Annotated in this window: 1 protein-coding gene; it reads left to right on the top strand. The window is 48.2% G+C overall.

Features of this window, described 5'->3' with window-relative positions:
* The coding region (locus tag AACX68_RS02960) for an alpha/beta fold hydrolase (protein WP_228860566.1) at window positions 1–10,095 on the top strand (10,095 nt) is incomplete at its 5' end.
* Between the last annotated feature and the right edge of the window lie 130 nt (window positions 10,096–10,225).

The raw sequence follows: 10,225 nt of genomic DNA on the forward strand, positions 1-10,225 counted from the left end.
AATATTCACGCTTCCTATGCCCGCAATAACGTTGCCATTCAAATCGGTAACGGCGATTTTTACAATCTGGCGCTGGCCTCCAGCAATACGGAAAGCCATAAACTGGCAACGCTGTTCGGTAATATCAAACAGACGTTACTGGGAGCGATGGGCAGTCAGGGAATTAACTTTCTGGTTCATGGTGATGAAGCCAATACATCAGGCAGTTACCGTGGGCGGGGTGCCATCAATTTGCCGGAAATAAACAGCATTAATGGATTTGAGCTGAAAGAAATCGGTGAAGTCAGCTCCACGCTTTCCGCTGATCTGCATGCCTCGGTGAGCCAGCTGAAAACACCGGATGTCGGCAGGCTGGAAGCCATCATGAACGGGGAAGATCAACCCACGAAAAATCAGAAGCCTAACCTGATTATTAACGGCGATTTTGAGGCCGGTACACAGGGATGGCAAGCCACCAACGGCATTGAAGTCCAGCATCCGGCGGCGTCTTATGGGCTGGATGACGCAGGCCACGACAGGTATGTGACTGAACTGGATGCTCATGCCAACACCACTATTTATCAGGATCTCCGCCAGCTTAAAGCGGGAGAGGTCATTATCCTTGATTTTGACTTTGCACCGCGTGCAGGCAGCACCGATGATAACGGTATAGAAGTACTCTGGAATGGTCAGGTTGTCTTTTCATCTTCGGACGATAGTATCGCCTGGCAGCATAAACAGCTGGTACTCATTGCACAGGCCGGCAGTAACCGGCTGGCATTCAGCGGCACCGGCAGAAGTGATGGCCGAGGTTACATTCTGGATAACATTGTTGCATGCTCAAATCGTTCTGGAAGTGTCAAAGTGAAGCAGACACCACAAACCTCAGTGGCTGGTGAGGTGCTGGATGATAAGGAAAATGCTGAAGCCGACAGTGAACGACTGATGCAGGAAAGAGATCAACAACTGGCGGCCATTGCGGATACCCAGAATCAGCTGGCAGCAACGGATCTTGATGCCCTGAATACGAACGGGCTGTCACAGCGTGATGTCATCAGGCAAGAGGAGCAGGCTATCACTGATGATCTACTGGCAAAAGCTAAGGCGCTGGAAAGTCTTGATAACCTGCCAAACAGGCTCCATCAGGGAGATTCCGGTACACAATGGCGTCATGATTATGCGGGCAGGTTGTTGGATGATCTCCAGTCACAACTGGATAAAGCAAAAAACCTTGCCGATCAGCAACTGGAGTCTTCAAATTCATCTATTCTGCAACACCGGAATCAAATCGATACAGCTCTGGAAAAATCAGAAGCGGGTATTGTCAGAAGTGAACAGAATCAACGGAATGCACAGCAGGATATTACAGATGCCCGCAGCCGGGCAGAATTCCGGTCGCAAGAGGCACAGTCACAGAAGAAACGGGCTGCGCAGGCTGCCGCTGATGGATATAACACTGCTCAGCAGGCAGAGCAGGATGCTGCAATTGAAGCGAAAAACAGCAGCCAGAAAACCGCCCGCAGAGAAAGCAAGGGGAGTGGTTTGTCCGGCCCGGCTTATGAACCAAATGGTGCAGAACATATCGGTAGCCATATTGCTCAGGATATAGTTGCTAAGGATATAGCTGCGCAGGGTGAGGGGCGTTTCAGGCTGGACCTCCCGGAATCAGACGATAGTCTGGTGCCATTGGCGGATGCAAAACAGGCGCTGGATCGTTTGCAAATTAAAGCAGGCATTATTTCCAGAAAGACAAATATTGTGCCTACCCGGCAGCCAGATGAGCCACCCCGCAATATCACACTGCCTGATGAGGTTAATCGGGAAATTGATGCGTCTGAAACACTGAGCAGGGCATTGCCTGATATTTCAGCGACGGTGACAGATAAATTGGAAGCACTGGGGAATGAGCGTTTAGCCAGGGATTATGGTTTACCGCAAAACAGACAGATACCGTCAAACTCTGCCTCACTATCCACGATTACGGCAAGGGCACAAAAAGTCGCAGATATTTATCGCTGGCTGGATAGTGACACTGAGCGCCTGATGGATTTTTCAGCTGATGATTATATCCCCGTACCGGGAATTGCCCGTATTGATACCGAGTTTTATGAGAGTAACCGACAAAAGATGATCGATTATATCGAAGGTCATCTCAACAGTATTAAACACACTATTCCACGGACTCAGGTATCCTCACTGGCAAAATTATTTGTGGAATCCACCATTGATTATGACTGGGATAAACGTGTCCGTTTCATGGCTCAGTTAGAGCAATATGGCTACCATTTTGATCCGGCTGACGGTGAACAGAGCGTAGTGACATTGCGTTCGGGGAATAATTCCCAGCAATACCGTGAATTGCTGAATGCTGCCCAGCCTAATGGAAAGAAAGTCGTTTATGACACTGATTTACCGGGGCATGCGTTTAGTAACACACTGAGTGAGCGACTGCTGGATTGGGCCTCACATTCGCTTGACCCTCATGATATTCGTCAAAAAGAGCAGCAATCGGCCATTGAGGCTTCTGTCCGGAGCAATATGGGACTTTGGAGTTCAGTGTATGCAACTAAAGCCCGCGGGGATGTCTATGTGATAGCAGAAGGTGGCCTGCTGTTGGGCAGCACTTTCTGGAACCTCGAATTACCGGTACTCCGCCAGTTGCAGCGTGAAGGGATGGTTGGTGAGATCCGTTTACTGGATAAACCCGCTTCTGAATATAAACATCTGCCATTGAAACAGATAGGCAACCGGCTGACAGATAATGATATTGGCATGAAAGTGCGTTTCGATGCCCTGAATCCGGTTGAGCAACAAAAATATCGGGAGATAAATGCCGATCATTATCAGCCGGATACATTAGTTGATTTGAACGTCAGGCTGGGTGCTATTGATAGTATGCTGAATAAAGCACTGCCATTTTATCGTCTGCGTTCTGAACTGAATATTCTCATCCGTGAAGGGGCAGATAATACTTTTGAAGTGCATTCATGGCCGGAAAATCGTCATTCTCCGATTAAGATGATTAAGGTGGAAAACCCGAAAGATCCGGCACAGCTTAAAGTCATTGAACAATTCATTCTGGCTAATTATGAGAGTTATGATCAGTTCCCCAAAGAACTGCATTTCATCGAAAATAATATCGTTTCTTATGATCAACGGCGTACGCGGATTTTAGCTGAAAAAATTAACGGTCGCTGGAGTTACCGTCCCTCTGCTGAATTGATGTCAGCCGATGAATTGCAACAAAAGGCTTACATAAAAGGTAAGCCAATGGGTGAAAGTTACCGTAACGTCATTGATGCGCTGCAACGTTATGAGCAGGCGCTGATGGAAGACAGGGATTATTCACTGGATGCCATCGAAAAATTAACCTACCTCTGCCAGCAGGTTGAAGGCTATGTGCTTGGGCACGCGGATTCAAAACGGACTCCGGCGATGCAACAGCTGTTATCCCAGATTTATGGACGCCTTTCTGAATCCATGACTCTGGCGGAGCCGACACTGAGAAGTTCAGGTGAAGGCAGTTTCAGCGAACTGTACAACAAACTGTCCAACTCTAAGCTCAGTGATTCCAAACACCTCTATATTGATACGCAGGGTGATTTCGTCACGCAGGGCCGATTCAGTGTGAAGATAGCCAAAGACACCGCGGGTAAGGGAGTCAGACTGGTTATGGAGGCCGTTACCCGGGAATATGGACAGGATGTCACCAACGCCATCTTCTCCAAACTGAAAGCCAGTGATCTGGCAAAAGATGGCACCGGGATTGATATTTCAGGCCTCAAAAAAGTCCATCGGGAAATTGAGCGTCATTTATCGCCGGTCAGCGCCACCCTCTATATCTGGAAACCGAGTGATCACAGTAGTGTGGGACATGCTGCGCTGCAAATTGGTCACGGGCGAGTAAAAGTCAGCCCTGAAGAAGTCAGGGATTTCAATGACATGAACTATGTGAGCTGGTGGCCGGCCGGTAGTAAGTCCCTTAATTTGCAGGAACTGATTGAGACAAATAATAGTCAGTCTGATTTTCGGATCCGCTGGCGTGACCTCAGTATGCCCGCTCATCAGAATCCGGCTTTGAGATATGACGTTGCCTCTGAAGAAGATGATGATTTTGGCTTGGTTGATGGCTCAGGTGAACTGAAAGAATTCGTTGAAAAACTAAGAGCTGTAAAAGGCGTGGATGCCAAGTTTAAGGATGTCAGCGAAAGTTTCGCAATGGCTGCGCTGGCTAATCCTGAGATGCTTAAATCGGCTGAGATACCGCCTCATATTTATCAGCCATTCCTTGCCCAGTGGCGGGATGACAATATGGATATGCAGGAAGTGGCTCAGCGTTTTGCCGAAGTACTGCGTATGGCGGCAGAATTGCAGAATTCTAAACGCATGGAGCATCTGATTGGTAATGTGACGCGTCAGTTTGCTGAACGTGAACTGGCAGATATTAACGCCTTTAAAGATGGCAAAGCCGATCAGGGACGAGTATTCCGCATCAATCTGGAAGGCCTTGATGTAGCGGCAATGCAGGCTGAGTGGGAAAAAATCAGCACAGACCCGGATGCGCGCTACCAACTTTTCGCCAAAAACTGTTCAACGGTTGTTGCCCGCGTTCTGAAAGCTGGCGGCGCAGAAAACGTTCTCGGTCATGCGTGGCGTCCCGGATATGGTATCTGGAAACCTAACGATCTCTTTCAATTTGGTCAGGCATTGCAGAAGGCGACACAGGCTGAGCGGATCAAATATAAATATCGTCGTCTGAATAGTGATGGTGTGGGACGGATCCTGGACCAGCCGGATGATCTTTATGAAGAGATACTGGAAAAAGTGGCGATTGAAAATGATGGCTCACCATTACGTGACAGTGAGCCGCGTAACCCGCTGGCACGCTTTATGAATAATGAGCTGTACGGGATGAGAGATGATCGCCGGCGTATCAGTAAAGCGGTGCAAATAGGGCTTAGCCGGGCAATTGAACGACAGATGGCAGAAAAAGTCACGTTGCGTGGTGAGGCAGGGCGTCTGGAAGGTTATTACCATCTGAGTGCTGTGGAGCCGTCAGACAAGGTCGTACTGTTTATTCATGGTTCAGGTTCTTCCGCAGAAGAACAGGCCAGTAAAATCCAGACGCATTATCAACAGCAGGGTGTTGATATGCTTGCTGTCAGTATGCGCGGTTACGGTACCAGTGATGGCCGTCCCAGTGAAAACGGCCTGTATCAGGATGCGCGTACCATGTTCCGTTATCTGGTCAACAATCGTGGTATTAAACCTGAAAATATTGTGATTCACGGCTATTCAATGGGGGCACCGATTGCGGCTGATCTGGCCCGTTATGTTGGACGAAGAGGGCAACCTGTTGCCGGCCTGCTGTTTGACAGACCGATGCCCAGTATGACCAAAGCCATTACGGCTCATAATATCCTGAATCCGACAGGCGTCGTTTCTGTACTGGCAAAATCGGTTAACGGAAAATTCTCAGTGGAGAAGAACCTACAGGGTATTAGCAAAAAGACACCTATTATGGTGCTTACTGGCCGGGACGGGCTGGGAACCGAAGGTGAAAAACTGCGTACTAAACTCATTGGCACCGGTTATAACATCTCTGGTGAACATACTTATCTGGGGCATGATTCCAGCCGCCGGATGATGGAACTGTACGCTAATAAGATCGTTACCAACTTGTTTGAAAGCAACTCGCTTGAAAGCAACTTTCCTGAAAGTAATTTATCTGAAACTAACGTGCGAGAACAGGAAAGTATTGCTATCAAACGCATCAAGAACGATTTGAAGCGTTATATGCAGTTTTTACAGTCCCATACAGATAAAACCGGCAGAGTGTACGATCTGCGGGCGACAAAAAAATTCCTGTCAGGCTACGGGCATAATCGGGCTGAGCATCTGGTTGAGAGTTTCCATGCTGATATGGGGATTAAGCAACTGGTGGATCTGCTACTGAAAGGCAACTGGACAGCGGAACAGAAAGGCGCGTTATCCTGGGAAATTGAAAACCGGGCGCTGAAACTCAGCTTGCGGCCAAGAATGGAAAAATACAGCCGTCTGTTCCGGGATGTTGCTTCCACCGGTGCTGAGGACTTACAGGCAAACGAACATCTGGCTCCTCAACTGATGTTGCTGAATCTGTCCAATGATGGTTTCGGCGGGCGCTGTATGCCGCTGTCAGAACTGGTTCTGCTGGCAAAACATCTTGAGAATGACGGGCAGGATAATGTCAGCAATGATTTTCTGAAAAAACTCTACTCTGCGGCTTCTGTCCTCAGCCATCCGGAGCTGTACGCCGAATCGGAAAAAGCTAACGCCAGTAAATTGCTCGGTGCACTTTCTGCACTCTATATCCGCGCACCGATGTTTGATAACACGTTCAGGGCATGGAAGAAAAAACTGAGTGGTAATCAGGCATTAACAGTGAAGGATGTCATCGACGAAATTACGGTATCCAATGCGGATGGCCGGGCGATTTTACTTGAGCTGAATACATCGGATCATGCTATGGCGGCGTGGTCAAAAGACAACAGCGGAACGCGGATGTATGGGTTCTATGATCCTAATGTCGGTATTGTGGAATTCTCCTCAGCAGAGAAATTCAGCGCTTATGTTAAGCGTTTCTTTAGCCGTTCTGGCATGAATATGGCGCAATACTACGGTATGCCCAAAAATGAGCATCAGGAAAGCTTTTTCAATCAGGTGATTGTTGTGGATGGACGGGCGCTGGCTTCTTATCGTCCGGTCATTGATGACAAAATGAACCTGAGAGATATTCTGGCAATGGAAATCTTTGATGGCTCACCCATGAAAAATGCTTTAGGCACAGAGCGCCCGCTACATAATCAAAATGTTGCTTCGTGGGAAGACATTACCGTTACACCACAACCGGAAAGCGGCTCCAGCCGTTTTGACAGCCAGATCATTATCCAGACTGAGAATGATCCGGTTGTTGCCAGAGCCGCGGCCAATCTGGCAGGAAAACACCCTGATTCCAGTATCGTTGTTCAGTTTGACTCTACCGGCCAATATCGGGTGGTATACGGTGATCCAGCCAGACTGACAGGTAAACTACGCTGGCAGATTATCGGTCACGGGCGTGAAATTACTGAATTAAATCATACCCGCATGGGGGGCTATAACGCAGCTGAATTAGCGATCAATTTAAAACAGTTCAGCCGTGATTTCCGCTATGGCGGAACACCGGAGCATATCAGCCTGGTGGGGTGTTCTCTGATCAGTGATGATAAGCGCGATGGCTTTGCCCGTCATTTTATGACTGAACTTAAACAGCAGGGCATCCGTGCTTCAGTCTCTGCGCGCAGTAGTAATATTGCCGTGGATAATACGGGGCGTAAATATACCCGAAGAGATGCACAGGAACAGTGGGTGCATAAGCTGCATGACAATAAAACAGTTCTGAACTGGAATGCTAACGATGAGCTGGAAACCCGCTCAGAACGGGTACGTCATGGTATCTCTGAAAGTGACATTGTACTTGCGCGTATCGGCAGTCGAAACACCAGTACAGCCGCTACCGGCGCGATCGCCGATAACAGAGAAACCTTCCACTCATCACGTAAACGTCTTGTTCAGGATAGCGATGACGCAATCAGACCATCAAAAAACAATCAACTCAGTTATTCCGGTAATGTGCAGCTGCAAATTGGTGACGGAGAATTTACCTCCATTAACTGGGGAACCACAAATGTCGGCCTTAAATTAGGAACGGGAGGCTTTAAGTCTCTGGCGTTTGGCGATAATAACGTCATGGTTCATCTGGGAGACGGTGACAGCAAACACAGCGTGAATATTGCCGGTTATCAGGCACTGGAAGGCGCACAACTGTTTATCGGCAACCGGAATATCAGCTTTAATCAGGGACGTAGTAACGATCTGATTGTCATGATGGATAAATCTATTCCGACTCCGCCAATGCTTAACCCGTTTGACGGCGTATCCCGTATGTCAGGCGTTTTGCAGGATATCTCCGGTTCATTCTCTTCTCCGGGCTGGCTGGCCGCTCAGGAAGAACAATGGACAATCGCCAGTGTGAAAAAATACCTACAGGATATGTCAGGGCTGGATCTGACCAGCAGTGTGGACTACCGTTCACTGACTGAGATGGGTTCTCAGGAATTACGCAGTGGCCGTGGCCTGAAGAACGATATCGAAAGCGCACTGAACAAAAAATACAACCAGTGGCTGGGAGGAGAGGCGCCGAAAATCAGTAATCTCAGCCGGGCAGACCGATTCCGACAGGCAAATGAAAAACTCGCCTTTAACTTTGCTGTTGGCGGGCGCGGTGCGGATATTCAGGTGACAACCGGTAGCTGGAATTTTATGTTCGGTGACAATATTCAGTCGCTGCTGGATATTAATCTGGGATCGCTGTTTGGCCTGATGACCCAGCAGTACACAACAACAGGGCTGGCGAGAACGACATTCACTTATAGTGTTCTGGATTTACCGCGTCAGCTAAAAAATAAACTGCTGCGGAGCCTTGCCCGTGTTGATGCAGATACCACTTTGGGCGAAATCTTTAATGTGGATTACACCGCGGAAGGCCGCATTATCTCCCGGAACGGTCAGCCTGTGGATGGCGTTGCGGTTATACAGGAGATGCTGGAGGTCATCAGCGGCTTTAGCAGTGATCAGTTAAAGGCGCTGATTGATCCACAAACCCTGAAAGATTACATCAAAGAGCATTCGGCGGCAGATACTGACGCCCTGAATTCTTTCCTTGAGAATCACGGCCTGAAAACGAAAGCCCCTGTTGATGACCAGCCAAAACAGGCGGAAGAACAGCCCGGAGACAATGTACAGCCAGAACGCACAGCCGGTTTTAACGCATTTAATCTGCCAAACCTGTTTGCTACCTTGTTCAGCCAGAAAAAACAGCAGGATATGCAAAATCTGGTCACCAGTCTGAAACAGAACCTAACCGCAGATTTACTGAATATGCAGGACAAGACCTTTGATTTCCTGCGTAACAGCGGTCATCTGCAAGGTGATGGTGATATTCACGTTTCTCTGGGTAACTATAACTTTAACTGGGGCGGTGACGGTAAAGATATGGGCGCTTATCTTGGCGATAACAACAACTTCTGGGGAGGCCGTGGTGACGATGCGTTCTACTCGCTGGGCACTTCAAATGTTTTCACCGGCGGTGAAGGTAATGACATGGGCGTTCTGATGGGACGGAAAAACATGATGTTCGGCGGAGCCGGAGATGATGTTGCCGTGTTGGCTGGTCGTATTAACTACGCCTATATGGGCAAGGGCAACGATCAGGTCTTTGCCTTTGGTGAAGGCGGAGTCATTGAGGGGGGAGAAGGGCGTGACTATATCGTGGCCTCCGGTAACTTCAACCGCATCAATAGCGGGGAAGGTCAGGATTACGTCGTTGCCATCGGTAACAACAATCAGGTGGAACTTGCGGAAGGCAACGATTTTGCGACGGTATTCGGCAATGAGAACCGGATTGAAGGTAATGAAGGCAATGATTCCATCAAACTGATGGGTTATCACGCCCTGATCAATGGCGGAGAAGGAAATGATCACCTGATCGCCGATGTGGTTTCCAAATTCAGCCAGTTGAATGGCGGTGACGGTGATGATTTGTTGGTACTGGGGGGATATCAGAACCGCTTTACGGGGGGGACAGGTGTGAATAGTTTTGTCGTCAGCGGTGATGTGATTGATAACATCGTTGAGGATATTAAATCCAGCGACAAAATTATCTTCAATAACCTGAACTGGCAGAACCTTTGGTTCCAGCGCAGCGGCTATGACTTGGTACTGCTGACAGCCCGTCATGTCACCGATACCTCTGCTCAGGGGCAGTTTGAAGCCACCGGTTCGGTCACTTTCAATGATTACTTCAATGGCAATCAGGCGGATATTATCACCCGGATAGGGGATAAAGATGCGAGAGGAGAACGTGAGTTCACCGCGCTATCAACTCATGCGGTAGATTCACTGGTGCAAGCCATGAGTGGATTTGCCCCGACTGTCGGAAACAGTGGTTTTATGGACGCCCTTGATAACCAGACAAAATCCGCGATTGTGACGGCCTGGTCAGATACAACCATCAGCAAAGACAGATTGATTTGATGTTGTTCAGTGAGTAAAACGTGATTCGTAATAATGGCTCATATTTAATGAGCCATTATTTTTTAAAGATAATATTGAATAATGTTTTATTATTAATTTTTATCAGTAAATAAATTGTTTTTTATAAAAA

The sequence above is a fragment of the Xenorhabdus sp. PB61.4 genome (assembly GCF_963894935.1).
Taxonomy (GTDB): Bacteria; Pseudomonadota; Gammaproteobacteria; order Enterobacterales; family Enterobacteriaceae; genus Xenorhabdus; species Xenorhabdus stockiae.